This is a genomic window from Serratia ureilytica, from assembly GCF_017309605.1.
GTDB classification, from domain to species: Bacteria; Pseudomonadota; Gammaproteobacteria; order Enterobacterales; family Enterobacteriaceae; genus Serratia; species Serratia ureilytica.
Genome location: NZ_CP071320.1, coordinates 1,395,972 through 1,419,249, shown reverse-complemented (window position 1 = coordinate 1,419,249; position 23,278 = coordinate 1,395,972). Strand labels below are relative to the sequence as shown.

Sequence of the window (23,278 nt, the reverse complement as noted above, 5' to 3'; positions counted from 1 at the left end):
TAACGGACCCTACAATCCCGCGCTCCTTGTTACTTCGTGTAACAATAGTTTAAATAATAAACACATAATGAGGTTTTGGTCATGAGCCAGAAAAACCTATTGACTAAATCAGCTCTCGCAGCTGCAGTGGCAATTATTTCTTCAAACGTGTCTGCCGCAGGATTCCAGCTGAATGAGTTCTCATCAGCTGGTTTAGGACGTTCGTATTCTGGCGAAGGCGCCATGGCGGATACGGCGGCCTCCGCAAGCCGCAACCCGGCGTTGCTGATGATGTATACCCGCCCGGAACTCTCTTTCGGCGCAGTCTTCATCGATCCGGACGTCGATATTTCCGGTACCTCGCCTTCCCGCGCCAGTCTGGATGCGAAAAACATCGCGCCGACCGCCTGGGTGCCGAACCTGCATTATGTTCACCCGATTAACGAGCAATTCGCCGTAGGCGGCTCGGTCACCAGCAACTTCGGTTTGGCGACCGAATACAACAACGGTTATGCGGCGGGCTCCATGGGCGGCAAAACCGATCTAGAAACCCTGAACCTTAACCTGAGCGGCGCTTATCGCCTGAACAAAAACTTCAGCTTCGGTCTGGGTTTTGACGCCGTCTACGCCAAGGCTAAACTCGAGCGTTACGCCGGCGATCTGCCAAAATTGATCGCCGGTTCAGGCAAATTGCCGCCACAGTTGGCCGGCCCGGTTTCGCAGATCCCGGCAGATACCCAAATTTCTCACCTGAAAGGCGACGAATGGGGCTTCGGCTGGAACGCCGGTATTCTCTACGAAGTGGATGAAAACAACCGTTACGGCTTCACCTATCGCTCTGAAGTCAAAATCGACTTCGACGGCGATTACAAGAGCAGCCTGCCTTCTGCCTTCAACCCGCTGCTGGCCTCTCAAGGCCTGCCATGGGGCACCAACGGCACCACTATCCCGGGTTCTCTGAGCCTGCACCTGCCTGAAATGTGGGAGCTGTCCGGTTACAACAAAGTGGCGCCGCAGTGGGCCGTTCACTACAGCCTGGCCTACACCAGCTGGAGCCAGTTCCAGGAGCTGAAAGCCACCGGCAACAACGGCCAGACGCTGTTCCAGAAGCATGAAGGCTTCAAAGACGCTTACCGCATCGCGCTGGGCACCACCTACTTCTACGACGATAACTGGACCTTCCGTACCGGTATCGCCTTCGATGACAGCCCGGTGCCTGCCCAAAACCGTTCGATCTCCATTCCCGATCAGGACCGTTTCTGGCTGAGTGCCGGTACTACCTATGCGTTCAACAAAGACGCCTCGGTTGACGTCGGCGTGTCCTACATGCACGGCCAGAAAGTCACCATCAATGAAGGTCCTTACACCTTCACCTCCGAAGGCAAGGCCTGGCTGTACGGCGCCAACTTCAACTACCGCTTCTAATCTCGCTTGAGATGGATGCCAAAGCGCCCCACGGGGCGCTTTTTCTTTGCCTGTCGCTCACCGCGGGCGTAAAAAAACCCGCCAGACGGCGGGTTTTCATGGGCATAAGGCCGGCGGTTACTGCGAGTCGATCTCGTCCAGATCGCCCTGAATCGCCTTGGCGTTCGGGTTCTCTTCCGGCTTGAGCGAACCGCCGTTGGCGATGAAGTCGTGGCGCTGGAAGTAAGCTTCGCGCACCATGACATAAGGATCGGAGGAGTTGCGCAGCAGGCCGTCGGAATCCAGCAGTTGAGCGCGAGTTTCGATACCCTCGACCACCCATTTGCCCGCCGACATCCAGAAAGTCAGGTAGCTCAGCATCGGATACAGCGTATCCGCAAAGTCGCCGCCGTCTTCACGCAGGGTAAAGCTGCCGTAGCCCGGCAGCATCACGTACGGACCGTAGCCCACATCGTAATGCCCCAACGTGCTGCCGAAACGGTTCGGCTCTTCGCGCGCCAGTTTCGGGTTGGCCATGCCGGCCACGTCGATCAGGCCGCCCATCCCGAGCAGGGTGTTCAGGAAGAAACGGTTGAAGTGGATCATCCCGCGGTAAGGATCGCCCTTCAGGAAGGCGTTGACCATGCTGGCCGGCTCTTCCAGGTTGGAGGTGAAGTTGCTGATGCCGTTACGCGCCGGCATCGGCACGTAGTCACGCCAGGCCACCGCGACCGGACGCAGGATATAAGGATCCAGGACGTTGTAGTTGAAGTCGAACATCGTCCGGTTAAATCCTTCCAGAGGATCGGAACGCCCTTGCGGCTCATTGTCTGGCGCGCTGGCACAGCCCACCAGTAATGCCGCTGCGAATGCCACCCCAGTCAGGCGAAAGTTCATATTTTTCTCCATAAAAACACGTTCGGTCTTATTTTTCAGGGACCTGCTTGTTTATCTGAACGCTAACCTGCTCTTTGCCGCTGAATGTCTGCAGCGAGCTTTCGCCGAACCAGTCCCCCGGCTGCGGCGTGGCCAATCCGTCCTGTGAGAGGCGCACACGCACCTGCACCTGATGCTGTGCCGAGAGTAGACGCTCGGGCATCATGGCGTTGCTGTCGTCCAGAGAGAAAGACAGCGGAAAACGGCTCAGCGGCAATTGTTTTACCGCGACCGGCACCGGGCTGACGCCGTCGGTCACCGAGATAACCAGCGTCCCCTGCGGCGGCATGGCTTTCGCCGCCTGCGGTGACAGTGAAACAGTCACATTCAGTTTAACAGTTTCTCCGCCGGCCTGGGCTTTTGCTTGTGCAATACTGCGCTTTATCACTTCCGCGCGCGGATCGTTGGCCGGCAGCAGCTGCAGCATCACTTGCCAGGCGCCGATCGCCTGTTTGAAATCGCCCTGTTCGAAAGCGTTAAACGCCAGCAGGCTGAGCACCCGCGGATCGCTGTGATTTTCCGCGATCATGCGCCGCAACAGCTGCGTCGCCTGCTTGTTATCCTCCGGATCGTTGGATCGCGTCAAGACCTCGGCATAGCCGAGCCGCACTTCCAGACTATTCGGATCCAATTGATAGGCATGAGCAAACGCCTGCGTGGCGGTGGTGGCGTTGTTCAACGCCATGCCGACGCGCCCCAGCATCATCCAGTCATTGATATTGCGATCGTCCTGCTGCAGCTCGGTGCGCAGCCCCAGCCCGAGGCGAGCGATCTCTTCCATGCTCAGCGGTTTGGCGCGCTCATTGGCGACGCGCTCACGCAATTCCGGCATTTGCGCCTGCACCAGACGCCAATCCAGCACCTGCGCCAACCCGCCGGTTTTCAGATAAAAGCCAACGGTCACCGCCAGCAATAACAGCACGCCCGGCACTAACGCCCAACGGTTGATCGGGTTCGCCTGCTCTGCCTGTTCGACGGGGATGTCGTTCAACAGGTTCTGTTGCAGCTCTTTAACCAGCTCCGGGCGCTCGGCCACCACACCCTGCTGCTCGTCCTGCTCCAGTTCGCTGAGGCGATCCTGATAGAACGCCTTGTTCAGCACATCGCGCGTAGCGGCGCTCTGCTTGCCGCGGCGCATCGCCGGCACCACCAGCAACGCAGCGGCGCCGGCCAGCAACACGCAAATAATCAGCCAAAAAGCCATTAGGGTTTCTTCCTGTCAGTCTCTTGCAACAACGCCGCCAGGCGCTGCCGTTCCCGTTCGGAGAATTCATCGTCCACCGCCGCATCGGGCCGGCGACGGGTGCGCAGGATCACCACCGCCCCGCCTATCAGCACGAACAGCAGCGGGCCGATCCACAAGATCAGCGTCGCCGGCGTTACCGGCGGTTCGTAGGTGACGAAATTGCCATAACGCGCCACCATGTAATCGATGATCTGCTGCTTGCTTTGCCCCTGCATCATCAGCTCGTACACCTTGGTGCGCATGTCTGCGGCGATAATGGCGTTGGAATCGGCAATGCTGTTGTTCTGGCATTTCGGGCAGCGCAGCTGTTCGGTCAACTCGCGATACTGTTGCTCCTGCTCAACGGAGTTGAAGCGATAGGTATCGATCGCCGCAGCGGCGCTCCAGCTCAGCAATGCGGCGAACAGCAGGGCAATCAGCCTCATGCCTCACCCCCGTACTTTCTATACAGCGGCAGCACTTCCTGCTGCCAGACGCGCTCGTTCATGTCGCCGGCGTGGCGATAGCGAATGATCCCCTGTCCGTCGATAAGGAAGGTCTCAGGCGCGCCGTACACCCCGAGATCCAATCCCAGCATGCCGTCGCCGTCGTACAGGCTGAGCGCATAGGGATTGCCGAGGGAATTAAGCCAGGTCACCGCCTTGGCGCGATCGTCTTTATAGTTCAGGCCGACCACCCGCACGCCGCGCGCCGCCAGCGTATTGAGATACTGGTGCTCCGCGCGGCAGGTCGGGCACCAGGTCGCCCAGACGTTGAGCAAGATCGGCTTGCCGTCACGCAGCACCGCCTGATCGTAGGTTTTGCCCGGCTGATCCAACGATTCCAGCCTGAAGGTCGGCACCGGTTTGCCGATCAGCGCCGACTCCAGCATGGTCGGATCTTCGCCGCCGGCGTTGCGCGTCAGTTGCACCATCAGGGCCGCCACCAGCAGCAGGAAGAGCACCAACGGGATAAACAGCAGCTTACGCTTCATGATTGCGCCTCCAGCTTGCCTTCGCGCTTGAGCTTTTTGCTCATGCGATAACGCGGATCGAGAATGCACAGCAGGCCGCCGATCGCCATAAAGACGCCGCCGAACCAGATCCAGCGCACGAAGGGTTTGTAATACAGACGCACCGCCCAGGAGCCGTCTTCCAGCTCCTCGCCCAGCGCCGCGTACAGATCGCGGCTGAACCCGCCGTCGATCGCCGCCTCGGTCATCATGCTGCGCGCCACGCTGTAGTAGCGTTTCTCCGCGTGCAGCGTCGCCTCCGGCTTGCCGTTGCGCGTGACGTCGATGATGCCGACGCCGCCGCTGTAGTTCGGGCCGCGAATGTCGTGCACGTCGCGGAACACAAAGTGATAGTTGTGGATATCCACGCTGTCGCCGGCCTTCATCCGCACGTCGCGCTCCACGCTGTAGTTCTGGCTGAAGGCGATGCCGATCACCGTCACCGCCACGCCGAGGTGGCCGAGCACCATGCCCCAGTGGCTGCGGGACAGCTGCCGCAGGCCGCGCCAGAAACCGTGACGATGGGTGGCGCGCTCATGCAGCTCCATCAGCGTCAGGATGATCACCCACAGCGCCATAATCAGGCCCACCACCGTCATGCCGGCGATGCTGTCCTGCAACAGCCACGGCAGCAGAATCGACAGCACCAGCGTCACCAGCAGCGCCACGCCGAGGCGGCGCCACAGCTTGCCCGGCTCATCGCGGCGCCAACGCACCAGCGGCCCGATGCCCAACAGCAGCGCCAACGGCGCCATCAGCCAGGTGAACATGGTGTTGAAGAACGGCTCGCCGATCGAAATGCTGCCCAGCCCCAACTGTTTGTGCACCAACGGCAGCAGCGTGCCCAACAGCACCACCAGCATGGCGGCGATCAGCAGCACGTTGTTGCCCAGCAGGAAGGTCTCGCGCGAGAAGGTCTCGTGCTGCACCCGGCTGCGCACCTGGCCGCCCTTGACCGCGTACAGCAGCAGCGAACCGCCGATGACGATCACCAGATAGGCGAGAATAAACATGCCGCGCGCCGGATCGGAGGCGAAGGAGTGCACCGAGACCAGCACGCCGGAGCGCACCAGGAAGGTGCCCAGCAGGCACAGCGAGAAAGCGGTGATCGCCAGCAACACCGTCCAGGCTTTGAACGTGCCGCGTTTCTCGGTCACCGCCAGCGAATGCATCAGCGCGGTGCCGGCCAGCCACGGCATAAAGGAAGCGTTCTCCACCGGATCCCAGAACCACCAACCGCCCCAGCCCAGCTCATAGTAGGCCCAGGCCGATCCGAGCACGATGCCCAGCGTGAGGAACACCCAGGCGGCGGTGGTCCACGGGCGCGACCAGCGCGCCCAGGCGGTGTCGAGCCGGCCGGCCATCAGCGAGGCGATGGCGAACGCGAAGGCGACCGAGAAGCCGACATAGCCCATGTACAGCAGCGGCGGGTGGAAGATCAGGCCGATATCCTGCAGCAGCGGGTTGAGATCGCTGCCGTCGATCGGGAAGTTAGGCAGCGTGCGGGTGAACGGGTTGGAGGTCATGATGATGAACAGCAGGAAGCCGGCGGTGATCATGCCCATCACCGACAACACCCGCGCCACCGCGTCCTGTGGCATCGCCCGGCTGCACAACGCCACCGCCAGCGACCAGCAGCTCAGCAGCAGCACCCACAGCAGCAGCGAACCTTCGTGCGCCCCCCAGGTGGCGGCGATGCGGTAATACACCGGCAGTTGGGTATTGGAGTTGGTGGCCACGTAGGCGACGGTAAAGTCATTGACCACGAAGGCATGCACCAGGCACAGGAACGCCAGCGCAATCGCGGCGAACATGCCGTAGGTCAGCGGGCGGGCCACCGCCATCATGCGGCTGTCCTGCCGCGCCGCGCCCCACTGCGGGTAAATGCTCAGCAGCAGCGCGATCGCCAGCGCCAGGCACAGCAGAAAACTGCCCAGTTCCGGCATCATGACTTGGCGCCCTCCGCCTGCGGCGCGTTATACGCTTCCGCCGGCCCTTTGTGATTCTCTTTCATCGCGTCGGCCACTTCCGGCGGGGTGTATTTCTCGTCGTGCTTGGCCAGCACTTCGCGCGCGTTGACCACGTTGCCCTCGCCCAGCACGCCCTGCGCCACCACGCCCTGCCCTTCGCGGAACAGGTCCGGCAGAATGCCGGTGTAGGTCACGCCGATCGCGCCGCGCGCATCGTAAATCTTGAAGCTGACCTGCAGCGTATTGGGATCGCGTTTCACCGAGCCGGGCATCACCATGCCACCGATGCGCAGCCGCTGGCCGACCTCGGGCTTCTCATGGTTTTCGCCCTTGCCCTGCAGGATTTCACCCGGGGTGTAGAACAGATCGATGTTGGAGCGCAGCGCGTACAGCATCAGGGTTGCGGTCAGCGCGATGCCGATCAGCACAACGATCGCCAGATAAAGGCGGCTTTTACGACGTGGATTCACAATGATTTCTCCCGCGGTGCGGCGGATTTTTGTTTTGATTGTTGCGCATGGCGAATGCGCCGCTCGCGCGCCTGACGGCGGCCGATCTCGGCGAGCAATAGCCGCCGCTGCCAGACGGTGTGCGCCACCAGCCCCAACAGCGAAATCAGCGTGACGGCGACCGCCAGCCAGACATAGAAGGCATAACCGCCCATGGCGAAAAACGCCGGCCAGGAATCGAACGCGGCATTCATGACTGACGCTCCTTATTCACCAGCCCGGCAACCCACGGGCGCTGGCGCTCCTGGAACAGGATCAGATTGCGCAAGCGCATCAGCGTCAGCGTGATGAACAACAGCAGGTAGCCGAGGATCGCCCAGCGCAGCGGGGTGCGCATGCTTGGCGCGATGGATTGCTGCATGTTGGTCGAGCCCTGATGCAGCGTATTCCACCATTCGACGGAGAAATGGATGATCGGAATGTTCACCACGCCCACCAGCACCAGAATGCCGGCGGCCCGGCCCGCCAGGCGACGGTCTTCAAAAGCGTTATACAGCGCGATGACACCCATATAGAGGAACAGCAGCACCAGCTCGGAGGTCAGCCGCGCGTCCCATACCCACCAGGTGCCCCACATCGGCTTACCCCAGGCGGAGCCGGTCACCAGCGCGATAAAGGTGAACACCGCGCCGATCGGCGCCATCGCCGCCACCACGGTATCGGACATTTTCATCTGCCACACCAGGCCGATAAACGCCGCCACCGCCATCGAGGCGTAGATGCCCATCGACCACATGGCCGCCGGCACATGAATATAAATGATGCGGAAGCTGTCCCCCTGCTGATAATCCTTCGGCGCGAAGCCAAAGCCCCATGCCCAGCCGAGCAGCAGGCAGGCCGCCGCCGCCAGCCCCAGCCAGGGGATAAAGCGGCCGCAGACGTGATACAGCCGTTCGGGCCGCGCCAGTTGATGTAACCATTTCCACATTGTCGTCAGTGCTCACGGTAATTTTTATGCGTCGGCCGCTCCGAGCGTTCGAAACGGCGAAAATCTTCTGCGGGGTACGCTCTTGTCGGCCTTGCCCCGTCTGTTCATTCAATACGTTAGCTAGTGCACGCTCACTCGCAGCGCCGCCGCGGTGGCAAACGGCGCCAATGTCACGCTGCCCGCCAGCATCGCGCCGAGTATCGCCAGATAACCGTCGATCGGCATGCCCATCGAGGCGGCGTCGATCGCGCCGGTGGCGAAGATCAGCACCGGGATATACAGCGGCAGCACCAGCAGGCTGAGCAGCACGCCCCCTTTGCGCAGGCCGACGGTCAGCCCCACGCCGATAGCGCCGATCAGACTCAGCGTCGGCGTGCCGAGCAGCAGCGTACCCGCCACCGCCAGCCAGGTTTGCATATCGAGCGACAGCAGCAGCGCCACCAGCGGCGACAGGATCAGCAGCGGCAATCCCGTCACAACCCAGTGAGCACACACTTTGCCCAGCACCGTCATCGGCAGCGGCGTCGGCAGCAGCAACAGCTGCTCCAGCGAACCGTCGAGAAAGTCGTCGCGAAACAGCCGCTCCAGCGACAGCAGCGAAGCCAGCAGCGCCGCCACCCACACGATGCCCGGCGCAATGCGCGCCAGCAGCTGCGGTTCAGGGCCAATCCCCAGCGGGAACAGCGTGATCACAATCAGGAAAAACCACAGTGGGTTGACGATCTCCGACCCTTTACGGCAGGCGATCTTCAATTCGCGACGCACCAGAGTCAAAAACATCACAAACTCCCCGCGTCGTGTTCCGCCAAACGAATTTTGCCCACCGTTTGGCTGACGCCGGCCAAATCCTGATGCGTGGTCAACAATACCATGCCGCCCCGCTGCGCATGTTGTTCAAAAAGGCTAATCAACTCGGCCACGCCCTGTTTATCGATTGCCGTCAAGGGTTCATCGAGGATCCACAGCGGCGCCGCGCTGAGCCACAATCGCGCCAGCGCCACCCGCCGCTGTTGCCCGGCCGAAAGCTGCGCCACCGGCAGATCTTCGTACCCCACCAACCCCACCTGCTCCAGCGCGCGCCAGATGGCCTGATGCTCGGCCGCGCCGCGCACCGCCTGATAAAACTGCAGATTTTCAAAGGGTGTCAATACGGCTTTGATGCCCGGTTGATGGCCGATAAACAGCAAATCTTGCTGATACGCCGCGCGATCGCGCAGCGTGTTGCGCCCGCGCCAGCACACCTCACCGCCGTCCGGCCGCGCCAGACCGGCGAGGATGCGCAGCAAACTGGTCTTGCCCGCGCCGTTCGGCCCTTCTACCTGAATGATATCGCCCGGCTGAACTGAAAAGCTTAGCTCGCTAAACAGGATGCGCTCATCGCGCACGCAACTCAGACTTTTGGCTTCCAGCATCAGGGAACTCATATTTTTCTTTGGGATAGCGAATCATAGCATAAGCCTTTCCCCGCACGCAGCCTGCGGCGGGCGCGCCGAGGGGCCAATATGGCGAGCAGGATCAAGAATGCGTGGAAAAAATCGACGGATTTTAACTCTTGTTACCTTTTTCTGTATTTCGCCGCATTTAGACCGGGCAACTACGCTTAATGACGTGAACTCACCCTTATTGAGCAGGAGCGACAGCATGAACGAACAGCCACGCCAGGAGCACGAGCCGGATGAGACAATGCAGGTAGAGAGCGAAGAGCAGGAACAGGGCAAACGCGAAATCGAAGTCAGGGAAGAAAATTTGCCTTCGCGCGCGGCAGCGGTGCATGAGCAGATCCGGATGGAAGGCGAAAAAGAGCTAGAGCGCGACGGGCTGGCGCTGCTGTGGTCGGCGATCGCCGCCGGGCTGTCGATGGGCGCCTCGCTGGCGGCGAAAGGCATTTTCCACGCCCGCTTGCCGGACGATCCCAGCCGCTTTTTCATTGAGAACCTCGGCTACACCTTCGGTTTTATCATTGTCATTATGGCGCGCCAGCAGCTGTTTACCGAAAACACCGTCACGGCGGTGTTGCCGATCATGCATAAGCCCACGCCGCGCAACCTGCTTATCCTGCTGCGCCTGTGGGGCGTGGTGCTGCTCGGCAATCTGATCGGCACCGCGCTGGCGGCGCTGGCGTTTACCCATATGCCGCTGTTCGACGCCGAAACGCGCCGCGCCTTCATCAGCCTGGGCGAAGAGGTGATGCGCCATACGCCGGGAGAAATGTTCGCCAACGGCATCCTGGCCGGCTGGATCATCGCCACCATGGTATGGATGTTTCCGGCCGCCGGCGCGGCGAAAATCTGGGTGATCGTGTTGATGACCTACCTGGTGGCGATTTGCGATTTGACGCATATCGTGGTCGGCTCGGTGGAGATCCTGTATCTGGTGTTCAACGGCGCGATGGAATGGCAAGCATTCGTTTATCCGTTCGCCCTGCCGACGCTGGCGGGCAACATCATCGGCGGCACTTTTATCTTTGCGCTGATAAGCCACGCGCAAATCCGCAACGATTTGAGCGCCAAAAATAAGGCGGCGCGCCTGCAAGAGGAAAAACGGCGCCACGGCGGGGAAAAACCGTGATCGCCGTCGGTTAGCCAAGGAAATTTCGGCGCGAACTGGCGAGGTATTGAGCAAACGCGCCGCTAAGCGCTTATTCTGCGGGTAAAAAAAGGTATAATGCCCCGGCAGCTTCGGTTGCCGGTCCGCAGCGTCCCCGTAGTTAAACGGATATAACAAGCCCCTCCTAAGGGCTAGTTACTGGTTCGATTCCAGTCGGGGACGCCATTTTTCCTTACCTCTTGCCGGGCTATCGCCACTCTGCCACTGTGCCACTCATCGTGCACCGTCCCCTAAAGCCCTCCATAGAAATTCATCGACCAAGACTAACGAAAGAACCATTAAAACCACATATAAATTCACGGTAAAAATCACCCCAAAGAATAAATTTAGCTAAAACATTAAAATTTTAAATTAATTAACGAATTAACCATAAAAAAAATAAATTAAATAAAAGTTAAGTTTCATCCTCACGATAAAAAACAGTCAAAAACACAAGAAAACATATAAAAACCAAATTAAATGTCAAGTAGAAACGCTCGCGATAAAATTAAAGACTTAATTTAGAAAAACCGAATTGTTTAATTGAAAAAAAACGCCCTGCTGATATATTCCCGAAATACATCATCTCCCATTAAAAATCATTGGTATTTAAATGTCGATAAAGAAAGGACTCATTGGCTGGCTTGGCGCATTCTTGGCCTTTGATATCAGCATATTGGCTTCAGTCATGATACAGCAAGTCTCGTTATCGGAAAGTATAGAAATAGCCAAAATAGCCAGTACATTCTTAGCTCCTCCCTTATTACTTCTGCTCTCTACGGTTATCCCGCCAGACGCCAAGGCGTCACTCGCCTTCTGGCGGTTTAAGTATGCCTTGCCGGGTCACAGGGCATTCAGTAAATATATGTATAGTGACAATCGTATTGATGAGCGATGGCTACAAGAAAATATAACCCCCTTGCCTTCCACAGCCAGAGAACAAAACGTTGAGTGGTATAGAATTTATAGAAAGCATCATAAAGAAGAAGCCATTCAGGATATCAATAAACGCTTTCTGCTTTTTCGCGATCTGGCGACAATATCGTTTTTGTTCCTCATTATTCTGCCAGTGATCTTGCGTGCTACTCATACGGAAGTGACGATCTGGCCGATCATCATCGTCTTTCTGATTCAATACCTCATGAGCGCAATCGCCGCTCAGCAGATGGGCATCCGCTTAGTCTGCACGGCGCTGGCCATTGAGGCTTCGAAGAAATAATCATTCTCAGGAATAAGGAAAGTCCATGTCATTAATAAAAAGCTTCTCCGTCGACAATGGCGATATGTTCTATATTAGGCATAACACCGATAATTTTACGATCATTGATTGCCATATCAACCGCGATAATGCAGAGAGCATCATCGCAGATATAAAGAAGCAGGCTGCCGACAAGGGAATAAGCCGTTTTATCAGCACGCATCCGGATGAAGACCACTTCGGCGGAATTGAGCTTCTTGATGCCGCATTCAAGATATACAACTTTTATGTAGTCAAGAATAAGGCCATCAAAGCGGAAGAAACCGTTTCCTTTAAAAAATATTGTGAATTGCGAGATGGAGATAAAGCATTTTATATTTCAAAAAACTGTAAACGTAAGTGGATGAACCTTAGCGACGAAGCAAGAAAAAGCGCAGGCCTGTCTATTCTTTGGCCAAAAACAGACAACCCGCATTTTACTGACGCATTGAACGCCAGCGAGCGCGGCGAAAGTTATAATAACATTTCTGCTGTTGTCCGCTATAAACTGAACGATGGTGCAAGCGTGATGTGGCTAGGGGATTTAGAAACTGAATTTATGGAAAATATCGTCGATGATATAGAATTACAGGAAACCACCGTTGTTTTCGCCTCTCACCATGGCCGAGATTCGGGGAAAATCCCTAATTCCTGGCTAGATAAGATTAAACCCAAAGTGATCATTATCGGCGAGGCTCCCTCTCGTCATTTGCATTACTATACGGGTTACAAGACAATTACACAGAATCGTGCCGGTGATGTCACTATGGAGTGTGTCGGCCGTAAAGTTCATTTCTATGTTTCCTGTAAAAATTATCAAAATGATAAGTTTGATAACGAATATGCTGACAACGTAGAACTAGGGCGCTATATCGGTTCAGTTAACATATAATACTAATCATCGTCTCTCTTAAACCTTACAAGGAGGGGCTATCCCCTCCATACATTTCCGGCCATTAATGTAACATCTTTCAAGGAGCCCTTGCGCCTAAATTATTAGGCAATAGCACATAGTACGTTGACGGCTTTAATCCAACGCGATGCAAATAACGCATTCCCTCTCTCTAATAAACACGCCGCCAGAGACTTAAGCCCCCGATTGACACTAATTAAAAAACTTAATATCCGTCGGGGTAGAGATCGTCGCGGCCTCTCCCCTGGCCTTCAACTCCCCCGAATCATCATCGAAATCGAACAGCATAACGGTATTAATGAACACATTCGTAACATAGAGAGAGTGGCTGGCGGCATCGAACGCGAACGCGCGCGGTTCAATATCGCCGGCCTGATAGCGCGTCGACATACCCGGCAGGCTATCCTCAGCAATTTTTAATACCCGTAGTTGGTTTTCGGTACCGCAAATTGGTGGCAATAAGATACCTGCCGCTCGGCCTAAGAATAACGGCTCCACCGCTTTTCGCCTCCGCCGAATCGAGGCCGCCGTTCAGTTTCACTTTCCCTCTCAGAGTCAATCGATTGTCGTTAACGGTAATCGCCTCGATCTCGCCCACCATTTCAGTGATGACATACGCATATTCGCCTTCTGGTGATAACACCATGTGCCGTGGACCAGCGCCGGTTACAAAACCGGCATCGCATACAGTACCTGCTTGCAACGGCTGCGTGTTATCCGAGCGATAGCAATAGGCGTCCAGTTTGCCCCCGTCGATATCTGCCGCGTACAGATGTTTACCATCGCGGCTGAACGCGGTGGAGTACGCATGCCTCTCCCCCAACGCCCCTGTACGATGCCGTAACCAGGTATGAACGGATAATGTTGCACACGTTAAATCAGTTTACCGTAGCTGCAAATCAGCAGCGCCGCCAGACCTGAAACGCCTTGACTGCAGAGTCGTTGGCGGCAACCAAAAACTTGCCATCCGGGCTCAGTGTGGCATGTATAGGATATCGGCCGACGCATTTGAAATATGTATCCAGGCACCGACTACTGCGATTGGCTGATGTTCCCAATTATTGGCCATCGCATTTCCTGAAAATATGAACAGAATAAATGCCAGCATGAATTGAATGGCCCGTTTTCCTAAACCGGCGACGATGATTCGGCCAAAGGCAGACAGCCTTAAATACAGTAGCAGGAGTGCGTGGTGCCGTTTATTCATCGAATCGGGGCGATTTTCTCTATTCATGACGTCTCCTTTTCCATCACTACGTCACAGGAATAAGTATATCGACATTGATAACCTTACTGTTTGAACTTTCATCTCTATATAGCTCGATAAAGAAGCTTTCCCTCATTTTGACGTTGATGGCCGGCAAGTAAGCATCATATATCCCCTCAAAAAAATTAACGTACTCAGGCAACTCGCCCATAAAGGGAATAACAATATATTTGCCCATTGGGATATAGAAGTTGAAGATGGAGTGAAAAACCGCCTGATCCTTGCCGTTGGCATGGCATTTATTCCCCCTGCTTTTCTCTACATTATATGCCCCCCAATTTTTGCTTAGCCGTTTCTCATTAGTCTGCGCAATATCATTGGCATCTCTGTATTTCCTTATAGAATGGAAAATTAATGTTTTGTAATGCTTCAGCATCTCGATGTCATCCGGCATGACCGTATGATAGAAATAGGGTTTATTATCGTTGCCGTACGGGGGGATCTGCGTGGAAAAATCCCATCCCCGGCTGTTTCTAAAGCTGTTGGGCGTTTCGCCAAAGAAACGTTTGAATGCCCGGGTGTAGCATTGCTGAGAGGCAAACCCCGATGCCAAGGCGACATCCAATATGTTCCCTTGATGCTGTTTGAGCAAGACAGCCGATCGGCTCAGCTTTCTATTCCTGATATACGTCCCGAGCGTAATGCCAAAATAATGCTTAAACAACCGCTGTAAATGCCATTTAGAGTAACCCGAGATAATTGAAACCTTCTCAACCGAAAGCCCCTCCACAATATTCTTTTCCATATACTCCAATACTTGTAAAAGAATATCTCTTCTGTAATCCATGTGCGCTCCTTGCATTTATAAAAGCCGTATCCTTTTCATTAAAATCGTTAAGCGAAGAAATTAAGTCATTAAGATTAATCCTAAAAAATCACGCCCTCTTCTTTTTATTCTCACACCCTCCAAGAGGTCATTATATAAATAACTGAAAATGATCATGTTATATAAATCCACCCACAAGAAAATCGAAAAACAAAATTTAACGACACAAAGTGCATCTATTGAAGGAGCACTTGCGCCGCCAGTGAGAATCACACTTTCTGTTAAATTTTTTATCTTAAAGTGTTTTTTATCGCATCAATTGCATGGCCGAATAGGAATTTCATCATCAGAAATGAAATCGCATTTTATAGCCTTGATTGTTGATAACACTTATTGCAGCTAATGGGTAAAGCCTGAGCCGTGGCTAAGGAAGCTGAGAGGAATAAACGCAAAGCCTGAACATCAGGCTTAATAATCACGTGTCGCAACAGTGAGTTTCTTTTTTATCTTTCCCTGCACAGAAAAAGCGGATGCATCAACAAATCATGTTAGAGGTCATATATTGCCTTCCCGTCCCGGGGGCATTGATGCTCCCGCACCGCGCCAGCCTCTCCGCCGTCAAGCGCCAAGCCGATACTCGCCATAGTTTGTTACCGTAACCGCCCGCTCCTCAAAAAAAAGCCCAGCACGCAAAGCTGGGCTTTTCATCCAATGAGCGGATTAGTCCGTCAGGTTGTCGATCTCTGCCGCTCTGTGCTTACGCAACAGATACAGCAGCAAGGACACCCGTCGCTCGGTCCGTTCCGGGGTATCCGGCGGCAAGTTATAGCGCAAGGTGTAGCGCTCGTTGTTCTCGTTGCAAAAATCGATGACCAGTACGGGCGCGGACGCTCCCGCCACTTTTCGATAATTCAGCGAGATGCACGACAGGTTTTTGCCCATCTCAACTCACCGTGACGGTACGGCGGGTTGACTCGGCAATTCGCCCCACGCCGGCGCTCAACGCAGCGCCCAGCAGCAGTATCAGCAGTGAGCCCCACGCGGCGCGAGAGAGTTGCTTGGCCGCTTCATCAGCCGCTTCACGCGCTTTCTGCTCGGCCTCGGCCTTGAGTTTTTCCACCTTCTGCACCGCCTGCTGATAAGCCTGGGCGTAGTTATCGACGATTTGGCTCGCTTCATCAAGGCTCTTGCCGGTGCGTGCCGCAACAATATTCACCAGCGCGTCCTTATCGGCGGCGCTCAACGTCGGCTCACCGGACTGCTTAACGCGCTCGAACCACTGCTTAAGCTCGGTGGCGGCCTGCGCCGGATCGGCCGCGGCATCCACGGCCGACTGTTTGCCGTCGGCGGCCGCCCGATTGGCTTTCTGCTCCAACCGAGCCGGATCCAGCTCCGGCTTACCGGTCTGCTTAAGCGTTGCGTTCAACTGGCTTTCCAGGTTTCCCCAGTCCAGGCTGATGCCATTTTTATCCAACTGTTGCTTCAGGCTGTCGCCCACGCTTGGCGCCGCCGCCGCCAGGCCGCTGCCCGCCAGCGAGAGCCCTTTGCCAACCGCGTTGCCAGCCAGCCCCACCACGCCGCTTGCCAGCGACACCATCAACCAGGTGGTCAGCAAGGTGGTGATCGCCCAGCTCAACAGGCCATGCAAGCCGCCGCGATTCGGCGCGGTGCGGCCGGCGACGAACGCGCCTGCGGCCAACGACGCCAGCGTTGAAACCAGCAGCCAGATCCCGGTGCTGGTGCCAAATCCGCTCAGCGGGTTGCCCTTTTGCATCATATCCACGGCCTGGGCGCCGATCGCCGTCCCCAGCACGCTGAATATCAGATAAGTCACCAGCGCCACGGCACTCCCGGCCAATATCGAGCCCCATGACACCTGAAACGCAAAGCGATTTGATTCATAGACAGTGGTCATCGTTGTTCCTTATATTTTCTGGACAAGTGATTGCACGCACGGCAGAAAACCGCGCAGACAAATTCAGTCTGCCGCGCGGCATCATCGGCCGTCCCGGTTCATTTGCACCAGAACGCCTGGTGCATTCACACCCTGCGAATACGCACGTTATGCACTAAGCTGCTCAGCGAGTAGCGTAACCCGCGGCCCCTAGAGAGGCCGCTCCCCTTCTGTCTAGCGGAGAACACATGAGCCAATCCGTCTTGGCCAGCGAAACCAACCGCGGCCACCTGCAGCAAATCATCTCCGGCTTGTCCGACGGCGTGATCCTGACGGATACCGATCAAACCCTGCTATGGGCCAACGAGGCCGCGTTAGCCATGCATGGCGTGAGCCACCAGCAAGCCCTGGGGGCCAATGCCGGCGAGTACGCGGCGCGTTTTGCCCTGCGCTATCGCAACAACCATCCGCTGGCTTTGGAGCAGTACCCTTTGAACCGGGTTGCCGATGGCGAGACCTTCACCGATGTGGTGGTGGAAGTTCGCCAGGTCGACGATCCGGACAGTTTCTGGGTGCACCGCCTGCGGAGCCTGATCGTCACCGATCCGCAGGGGCAGCCGGAGCTGCTGGCGCTGATCATGAGCGACGCGACGGAGTGGGCCAGCGCCGAACAGCGCTTTGAAAAAACCTTTAACGCCAATCCGGCGCCGGCGGTCATCTGTCGGCTCAGCGATCTGCGCTACGTCAAGGTCAATCAAGGGTTCCTTGATATGACCGGTTACCAACGTGAACAGGTCTTGGGGCGTTCGGTTTATGAACTGGACGTCCTGCAACAGGCCGAGCATAAAGAGCTGGCCGTGCAGCGCCTGGGGGAAGGCGCCACCATTCCGCAGATGGAGGCCGAGCTGAAACTGCCCGACGGAGGCAGCAAGCTGGTGGTGGTTGCCGGTCAACCGTTGGACATCAATGAAGACGACTGCATGCTGTTCACGTTTACCGATCTCGAACCCCGGCGCCAGGCTGAATCGGCGCTGCGAGAAAGTGAAGAGCGGTTCGCCAAATCTTTCCGCCTGAGCCCGGTGCCAACGCTGGTGTGCACCGCAGACGGGCGGCGCGTGCTGGATGTTAACGAAGCCTTCACCCGCGCTATCGAATACGACGCCGAAGCCTTGGTCGGCAAATCGGTCGACGAGATCCCGGTTTTTGACGATCCCGAGGCGGGCAGCCGTTTGTTTGCCGCCCTGGAAAAAACCGGCAATGTCGAAGGGATGGACATCCGGGTGCGCAAGAAAGGGAGCGAGTTAATCGACTGCGTGGCCTCGGCGGATGCCGTCAGCATCCATAATGCGCCCTGCTATCTGTTGGTGCTCATGGACATTACCGAACGCAAGCGCTCGGAGCTGGAGCTGGTGAACGCCATCGAGGAAGTGATGCAGGACGCCTCGTGGTTTAGCCAAACCCTGATCGAAAAACTGGCTAATGTGAAAAGCATCAATCGGTCCAACCAGACCGGGTTTGCCGCCAACGATCTCACCCCGCGCGAGCGCGATGTGCTGGGTTTGATCTGCGAGGGACTGCCGGACAAGAAAATCGCGGCGCGCCTTAATCTGGCGCTCAACACCATTCGCAATCATGTCGCGACGGTCTATTCCAAACTCGGCGTGCACAGCCGCAGCGAAGCCATCGTATGGGCCAGAGAACGCGGGCTGTTTACCGGCGGACCAGCCTCGATGAATGGCAAGTAGCCTGCAAATGCACTAGCCATACCGATGCAAACGCCCCTTATGAGCACCGAGTGAAGTGCATAACATGGCGGTGCAAATGCAGGTTTTCGCCCTGTGCGAACGCCAAACGGATCGAACCTAAGGAGCGCATCATAATGAACAGCGAAAAAGCCAATGGCATGATGGAAAAAGTGGCGGGCAAAGCGCAGGAAATCGCGGGCGACGTCAGCGGCAACGAACGTTGGCAGGCCGAAGGCGTCACGCGCCAGGCAGTGGGCGCGCTGCAAGAAAAATACGGCGACGCCCTGAGCTGCGCCGGCAGCATGATGAAGAAAAATCCCCTCGCCGCGTTGGCACTCGTTGCCGGCGCAGGTCTGTTGGCCGGCCTGCTGCTGCGTCGCCGTTGATGGGCGCCGACGAGCAAACCACTTTTCCCTGAATGCCGTGTCCGGTGGGCAGCCACCGGGCACGGTTCTTTGCCAGGCGGGGGATTGCTGCCTCCCTCTCGTTGGCATCCGGGCTTAACGCATGCTCTGCGTCGCCATGCCACGGATTATTATGGCGAAACCATTCTATCCCGCATGGAACATGAGCCTTTATCGTTCAGGCTGTCGCACACCGCCTTTACTCGCTGCTTAACGGCACCTCTTTTATTATATTCGTCCTATTGCTGATTATCATCGCCTCTCAGTCAACGCCCCCTGTGTCTGTTATTTCCGCGTGTTATGCCAGTAAGTTAATTTACCCTCAACATAACGAAATCCCTCGGCATAAAAACCGAATATATCAATCAGGCTGGGTTTATCCTCCGCACCATTAAATGTTAATATTGCCGGATTATGCGCACGGAGAAATAGCATGTTCCCCAGTAAAAAACATTCGCAGCGGGCGACCCCGCTGACCAGCTATCAATTTTCCAGGCTGCATACTTTCGAATGCGTCGCCCGTCATTTATCTTTTGCGCTGGCGGCACAAGAATTGTCGATCACCCCCAGCGCCGTGAGCCACCGCATTAATTTGCTCGAAAAGGAATTGGGGTTTCTGCTATTCCAACGCTTTCATCGCAGAATTACGCTGACGCCGGAGGGCGAGCGCATGCAATGGGCGCTGGACAGCTCCTTCAACACCTTGAATCAGGAAATCCTGGACATCAAAAATCGCGAGTTGACGGGGACCTTGACCCTCTACTCGCACCCGTCCCTGGTGCAATGTCTGCTGCTGCCGCGCATCGGCGATTTTATCGCCCAGCACCCCACCATTCACCTCAACATTCTGACCGGGCAGGAAATCATCAACCTGGCCAACCGCGGCGTGGATCTGGCGATGTACTTCGGCAAACTGCGCTCGGGGCGGCATCTGGAAGAAGCCTTTATGCAGGAATCGATGGTGCCGATCTGCACGCCGCAGTACGCCGCCGCACACAATCTGTATGATGCGCCGGAAAACCTGGCTCACTGTACGCTGCTGCACGATCGCTACAACTCCGGCGAAGATGAGTGGCAAACCTGGTCACAACACTTTGCGCTGGGGCTGGATACCGACAGTAAAAGTATGGAGTTCGACCGTTCCGATCTCGCGGTGCTGGCCGCTACGCGGCACCTTGGCGTCGCCATGGGGCGGCTTAATCTGGTGCAGGACTGGATCAAAAGCGGCGAGCTGATCATTCCGTTCGCCGATATGACCGTGCCCTGCGAACACTGCTATTTTACCTCGACCATCTCCGAGCGGCAGTGGCCGAAGATCCTCGCGTTTAAGCAGTGGATAATGAAAATATCCCCTCTGGTCTGATGGCCAGAGGGTTATCGCCATACTTTGGGAGAATAAGAAAAATGCAACGCGCAGGCATAGAGCCGGCCGGCCTTTGAATAAGAGATATATTTGCGATTTTTATCCCAGGTCAGCAGGGAATTATTGGCAAAGTAATAAACCTCCAGCGGCATCCCGTTAGCCAATTTCGACCAACCTCGGCTTCTTATCACGGTAAAGTCACCGTTATCGCTGAGCGTAATCAACGGCACGCCCCAGGCATAGCGGGATATTTGCAGCTGAATAATGAATTGGCTTTCGCAGCTTATTTGGTAATTCTGTACATCAACATCCATAATTTATATTTTTGGTGCCACCCTACGGTCAAAATAAATAAGATATGAACAACTCACCACGATTAACCCCAGCACGATCAGCACGGCACCCAATACAAACTCAATTTGCAGCGGCTCGCCGAGCATGACGACGCCGGCCAGGATGCCGAATACCGGCGTCATAAAGGTGAGAATGCCCAGCGAGGACGCCTGATAACGACGCAACAGTGAAAACCAGATCAGGTAACTGAAAAACGACACGATCACCGTTTGGAACAGCAGGCTACTCCAGGCCACCCGGCTCAGAACGACGTGCAAATTGCCCGACGCTATCGCCAGCAACGACAGCAGCACGCAGGCGCCCGTCAACTGGAACAGCAGCGTCTGTTTAGCCGGACACTCTGCCAGACGCGAGGTACGGATCACCAGCGTAGAACCGCCCCAGGCGATCCCCGCCAGCAGGCCGTAGAGATCGCCCTTCAACCGAGCTGCGTCGCCGCTGCCCTCAGCCATGCCCGATATGGCCAACACCACGCCGCCAAAGGCGATGAGCATGCCAAGCCACTGCACCGACGACAGGCGTTCCTGGCGAATCAGAAAATGCAGGCCGAGAGCGGAAAACAGCGGCGCGGTGTACAAAAACACCGCCATATGCGAAGCGCTGGTATAGCGCAACCCTTCGGAGACAAAAAAGAACTCCAGCGCGAACAATGCCCCTACGCTCAAACCGGCGCTCAGCGTGGCACGATCCCAGGTGAAGCACTCGCCGCGGCAGCGCGCCAGCAGGTAAACCCCCAGCGCGGCAAGACCGGAGCGAATGGCAATTTGCAGCACCGCCGACACATCCGGTTCAGCGGCCTTGATCGCCACCTGCTGCATCCCCCAAATGGCGCATAGCATCACCATGGCGGCGGCAGCCCTGCCGTCGATACCGATTCTTGCATTCATAATAGGGTTCCCGCCGCCGTTGAAATAATCACAGGCTGCCGTCGCGTTATTCTTTATACACCACGATTTCCTGATAAAGCTTAATAACTTCGCCATCGCTGTCGACGGAGTCGGTATATTCAGTTTGCTGCGCCAGGTGAATCACCTTCCAGCCTTTTCGCGCCAATTCCGGGATCGTCAGGCGCCCCACGCCGCGGCAGAAAAACAGAGTGTCGTCAGACAACCTTAGCTTACTAACCTCTGCATAATCATAAGCTTGAGAATGGCAGACGTGCGACTCCGCCGCCATCGCCGGTAATGAAAACAGCCCCACCAACAACATTAACAGGTTTCTCATGGCGACCTCCCAATCGCTTATTCCTGCCAACCGATTACGCAAAAATGCCTCACGTTAATACGGCGGTGACAGGCTGGAATTAATTATCTCTTGCATGGCTGAAATTACAGGCTGGGGTTGGTGACTGACAAATGAAAAATATAAACCTTGGCGTTAAATGAATTCATCCGAGTGGAGAGAGAGGCAGAGCGGCCACTTTCACCGCACGAAATGGTCAAAAACCGGACAATAATTAGCAAGAAAAGTAATTATTTATTTCACCGTTTATGCTACAAATGCCGCCCGCCGCTAAAACACCAAAAAAAACCGTCAAAATGCGCAAAAACGCAGCTTTCTGCGCAAAACATCGGCATGGCGGCGCTGATGAGGGCGGTCATACCTAAAACAGGGATAACACATGGCAATGAAATTGCGCGTAATGACTCAAGCGGTGGCGCTGGGTCTGGCGATCGGCAGCGCGTCGTTCGCCGCTCAGGCGGAAATCACCCTGCTGAAGCAAGATCCACAGGCCGGCGATCCGCTCAGCCGCCTGAACTTCACCGTTGGCGGCAGTATTCGTCCGCAGTTCAACAACATGACGGGCGACGGTGACAAGGGCTCGTACAAGCGTAACGGCTTCGACGGCGGCACCCGCTTCCGTTTCGCGGCGGACTACTATCTGTTCGACGATATCAGCTGGATCAGCTACTACGAGCTGGGCGTGAACATTCCGGCGCTGTTTGACTGGGATCATCACTATGCCGACGGCGCAAGAAACACCAGCCGCCGCATGCTGTACACCGGCCTGAAAAGCAACACCTGGGGCCAGATGACCTTCGGTCAGCAGAACAGCGTTTATTATGACGTGGTGGGCGCCAAGACCGATATCTGGGACTACGACATGCTGGCCCAGGCGCCGGGCAACGGCATTAACGGCGACTACGACGGCTCTTACCGTTCACGCAAAATGCTGAAGTACAAGAACCGCTTCGGCGATGCGGACGTTTACGCTTCGTACCTGTTCAGCGACAGCGACTACCTGCCGGGCAACGGCCTGCGCTACAAGCGCAAAGGCGGCGGCTCTCTGGGCGTGGATTACCACATTACGCCGGATCTGACCTGGGGCACCGCCTGGAACTACACCCGCGCCGAAATGCGCAACCCGTCCACCAGCGGCAGCAAAAGCTACGATCAGAACATTTTCGGCACCGCCATCAGTTGGAAACCGGACAACTGGACCCTGACCTTCGGCGGCGGTTACTACAACGACTTCCTGACCACCAAGAAAGCCGACGTCAATAATTACTTCGCCGGCGATGCGTGGGGTATCGAATACCTGGCCGGTTATACCGTGCCGGTAGGTCAGTACGCGGTGAAATCGGTGATGCCGTACTTTATGGGCGATCGCCTGGAATACATCACCGGCCGCAACTACCAGCGCATCGATAACGGCCTCGGGGTGACCGTACAGTTTGACTACGGTTTCCGCGTTGACGTGGAGCACGTGCTAACATCGAGCACCGACAACCTCGGCGATATGACCGTGGTGCGTCTGCGCTACGATTTCTGATTGCTCAGAATGC

General features: G+C 56.2%; 27 protein-coding genes and 1 tRNA gene. 9 read left to right on the top strand and 19 right to left on the bottom strand.

Annotated elements, in window-relative coordinates; all coding sequences use genetic code 11:
• The first annotated feature begins 81 nt into the window (after positions 1 to 81).
• Entirely contained in the window at positions 82 to 1,404 is a 1,323-nt protein-coding gene (fadL, locus tag J0X03_RS06600; RefSeq protein ID WP_160204461.1) for a long-chain fatty acid transporter FadL, read from the top strand.
• Positions 1,405 to 1,521: 117 nt separating this feature from the next.
• On the opposite strand, the gene mlaA is transcribed toward fadL, so the two are convergent.
• From mlaA to ccmA, 10 genes are all read right to left on the bottom strand, one after another.
• On the bottom strand, positions 1,522 to 2,280 hold the full coding sequence (gene mlaA / locus J0X03_RS06595; protein WP_033643913.1) for a phospholipid-binding lipoprotein MlaA: 759 nt from the start codon (positions 2,278 to 2,280) through the stop codon (positions 1,522 to 1,524).
• A 28-nt stretch (positions 2,281 to 2,308) separates the two neighbouring features.
• A complete protein-coding gene (gene ccmI / locus J0X03_RS06590) occupies positions 2,309 to 3,523 on the bottom strand; it encodes a c-type cytochrome biogenesis protein CcmI (RefSeq protein ID WP_096242464.1) in 1,215 nt (404 codons plus the stop codon).
• Complete coding sequence (locus J0X03_RS06585; RefSeq protein WP_033643915.1) at positions 3,523 to 3,990, bottom strand: cytochrome c-type biogenesis protein; 468 nt, start codon at positions 3,988 to 3,990, stop codon at positions 3,523 to 3,525. Before J0X03_RS06585 ends, ccmI begins: the two co-directional genes overlap by 1 nt.
• Complete coding sequence (locus tag J0X03_RS06580) at positions 3,987 to 4,538, bottom strand: DsbE family thiol:disulfide interchange protein (RefSeq protein ID WP_033643916.1); 552 nt, start codon at positions 4,536 to 4,538, stop codon at positions 3,987 to 3,989. The genes J0X03_RS06585 and J0X03_RS06580 overlap by 4 nt, the downstream gene beginning before the upstream one ends.
• Complete coding sequence (locus J0X03_RS06575) at positions 4,535 to 6,505, bottom strand: heme lyase CcmF/NrfE family subunit (RefSeq protein WP_033632468.1); 1,971 nt, start codon at positions 6,503 to 6,505, stop codon at positions 4,535 to 4,537. The genes J0X03_RS06580 and J0X03_RS06575 overlap by 4 nt, the downstream gene beginning before the upstream one ends.
• A complete protein-coding gene (gene ccmE / locus J0X03_RS06570) occupies positions 6,502 to 6,996 on the bottom strand; it encodes a cytochrome c maturation protein CcmE (RefSeq protein ID WP_004936264.1) in 495 nt (164 codons plus the stop codon). The genes J0X03_RS06575 and ccmE overlap by 4 nt, the downstream gene beginning before the upstream one ends.
• Entirely contained in the window at positions 6,993 to 7,229 is a 237-nt protein-coding gene (gene ccmD / locus J0X03_RS06565) for a heme exporter protein CcmD (protein ID WP_033651976.1), read from the bottom strand. The genes ccmE and ccmD overlap by 4 nt, the downstream gene beginning before the upstream one ends.
• Positions 7,226 to 7,963 (bottom strand): heme ABC transporter permease, encoded by a 738-nt coding sequence (locus J0X03_RS06560; RefSeq protein WP_042785127.1) that lies wholly within the window; start codon positions 7,961 to 7,963, stop codon positions 7,226 to 7,228. The genes ccmD and J0X03_RS06560 overlap by 4 nt, the downstream gene beginning before the upstream one ends.
• A 120-nt stretch (positions 7,964 to 8,083) precedes the next feature.
• The gene (gene ccmB, locus J0X03_RS06555; RefSeq protein ID WP_025303731.1) at positions 8,084 to 8,743 is read right to left on the bottom strand and encodes a heme exporter protein CcmB; all 660 of its coding nucleotides are present in this window, start codon (positions 8,741 to 8,743) and stop codon (positions 8,084 to 8,086) included.
• On the bottom strand, positions 8,743 to 9,375 hold the full coding sequence (gene ccmA / locus J0X03_RS06550; protein ID WP_015378626.1) for a cytochrome c biogenesis heme-transporting ATPase CcmA: 633 nt from the start codon (positions 9,373 to 9,375) through the stop codon (positions 8,743 to 8,745). Before ccmA ends, ccmB begins: the two co-directional genes overlap by 1 nt.
• A gap of 229 nt (positions 9,376 to 9,604) precedes the next feature.
• Here ccmA and J0X03_RS06545 point away from each other — a divergent pair, with 229 nt between their 5' ends.
• The 4 genes from J0X03_RS06545 (at position 9,605) to J0X03_RS06530 (ending at position 12,678) form a co-directional block, all read left to right on the top strand.
• On the top strand, positions 9,605 to 10,531 hold the full coding sequence (locus tag J0X03_RS06545) for a formate/nitrite transporter family protein (RefSeq protein WP_046687571.1): 927 nt from the start codon (positions 9,605 to 9,607) through the stop codon (positions 10,529 to 10,531).
• 129 nt (positions 10,532 to 10,660) lie between these two features.
• Positions 10,661 to 10,735 (top strand) — tRNA-Arg (locus tag J0X03_RS06540).
• 427 nt (positions 10,736 to 11,162) lie between these two features.
• Entirely contained in the window at positions 11,163 to 11,768 is a 606-nt protein-coding gene (locus tag J0X03_RS06535; RefSeq protein WP_046687572.1) for a hypothetical protein, read from the top strand.
• A gap of 25 nt (positions 11,769 to 11,793) precedes the next feature.
• On the top strand, positions 11,794 to 12,678 hold the full coding sequence (locus J0X03_RS06530; RefSeq protein ID WP_142075837.1) for a ComEC/Rec2 family competence protein: 885 nt from the start codon (positions 11,794 to 11,796) through the stop codon (positions 12,676 to 12,678).
• Between the two features lie 213 nt (positions 12,679 to 12,891).
• Here the strand turns inward: J0X03_RS06530 and J0X03_RS24245 are convergent, their stop codons facing one another.
• The 6 genes from J0X03_RS24245 to J0X03_RS06505 form a co-directional block, all read right to left on the bottom strand.
• Positions 12,892 to 13,089, bottom strand: coding sequence for a beta-propeller fold lactonase family protein (locus J0X03_RS24245; RefSeq protein WP_052752698.1), 198 nt, complete (start codon positions 13,087 to 13,089; stop codon positions 12,892 to 12,894).
• Positions 13,090 to 13,105: 16 nt separating this feature from the next.
• Positions 13,106 to 13,522 (bottom strand): lactonase family protein, encoded by a 417-nt coding sequence (locus J0X03_RS06525; protein WP_265342540.1) that lies wholly within the window; start codon positions 13,520 to 13,522, stop codon positions 13,106 to 13,108.
• 150 nt (positions 13,523 to 13,672) lie between these two features.
• The gene (locus tag J0X03_RS06520; RefSeq protein WP_201750851.1) at positions 13,673 to 13,933 is read right to left on the bottom strand and encodes a hypothetical protein; all 261 of its coding nucleotides are present in this window, start codon (positions 13,931 to 13,933) and stop codon (positions 13,673 to 13,675) included.
• Between the two features lie 19 nt (positions 13,934 to 13,952).
• Positions 13,953 to 14,753: a helix-turn-helix domain-containing protein gene (locus tag J0X03_RS06515; RefSeq protein ID WP_163965920.1), complete on the bottom strand. Its 801-nt coding sequence runs from the start codon at positions 14,751 to 14,753 to the stop codon at positions 13,953 to 13,955.
• A gap of 699 nt (positions 14,754 to 15,452) precedes the next feature.
• Entirely contained in the window at positions 15,453 to 15,674 is a 222-nt protein-coding gene (locus J0X03_RS06510) for a hypothetical protein (RefSeq protein WP_033643922.1), read from the bottom strand.
• Between the two features lies 1 nt (position 15,675).
• Positions 15,676 to 16,647: a YrzE family protein gene (locus J0X03_RS06505; protein ID WP_160204463.1), complete on the bottom strand. Its 972-nt coding sequence runs from the start codon at positions 16,645 to 16,647 to the stop codon at positions 15,676 to 15,678.
• Positions 16,648 to 16,874: 227 nt separating this feature from the next.
• On the opposite strand from J0X03_RS06505, the gene J0X03_RS06500 reads away from it, so the two are divergent.
• The 3 genes from J0X03_RS06500 to dsdC all read left to right on the top strand — a co-directional run bounded on the left by J0X03_RS06500 (position 16,875) and on the right by dsdC (position 20,138).
• The gene (locus tag J0X03_RS06500; RefSeq protein ID WP_160204464.1) at positions 16,875 to 18,371 is read left to right on the top strand and encodes a PAS domain S-box protein; all 1,497 of its coding nucleotides are present in this window, start codon (positions 16,875 to 16,877) and stop codon (positions 18,369 to 18,371) included.
• Positions 18,372 to 18,505: 134 nt separating this feature from the next.
• Positions 18,506 to 18,757, top strand: a complete 252-nt coding sequence (locus J0X03_RS06495; protein ID WP_033643925.1) for a CsbD family protein — start codon at positions 18,506 to 18,508, stop codon at positions 18,755 to 18,757.
• A gap of 451 nt (positions 18,758 to 19,208) precedes the next feature.
• The gene (dsdC, locus tag J0X03_RS06490) at positions 19,209 to 20,138 is read left to right on the top strand and encodes a DNA-binding transcriptional regulator DsdC (protein ID WP_033651984.1); all 930 of its coding nucleotides are present in this window, start codon (positions 19,209 to 19,211) and stop codon (positions 20,136 to 20,138) included.
• A gap of 11 nt (positions 20,139 to 20,149) precedes the next feature.
• On the opposite strand, the gene J0X03_RS06485 is transcribed toward dsdC, so the two are convergent.
• The 3 genes from J0X03_RS06485 to J0X03_RS06475 are packed head-to-tail and all read right to left on the bottom strand — an operon-like array spanning position 20,150 to position 21,716.
• Positions 20,150 to 20,452 carry a hypothetical protein gene (locus tag J0X03_RS06485; protein WP_160204465.1) on the bottom strand — a complete coding sequence of 101 codons (303 nt, stop codon included), beginning with the start codon at positions 20,450 to 20,452 and terminating at the stop codon, positions 20,150 to 20,152.
• 3 nt (positions 20,453 to 20,455) lie between these two features.
• Complete coding sequence (locus J0X03_RS06480; RefSeq protein WP_042785133.1) at positions 20,456 to 21,379, bottom strand: DMT family transporter; 924 nt, start codon at positions 21,377 to 21,379, stop codon at positions 20,456 to 20,458.
• 46 nt (positions 21,380 to 21,425) lie between these two features.
• Positions 21,426 to 21,716 (bottom strand): hypothetical protein, encoded by a 291-nt coding sequence (locus J0X03_RS06475; protein ID WP_033643929.1) that lies wholly within the window; start codon positions 21,714 to 21,716, stop codon positions 21,426 to 21,428.
• Positions 21,717 to 22,113: 397 nt separating this feature from the next.
• Between J0X03_RS06475 and J0X03_RS06470 the strand changes: the two genes are divergently transcribed.
• Entirely contained in the window at positions 22,114 to 23,265 is a 1,152-nt protein-coding gene (locus J0X03_RS06470; protein ID WP_033632458.1) for a porin, read from the top strand.
• The last annotated feature ends 13 nt before the right edge of the window (positions 23,266 to 23,278 follow it).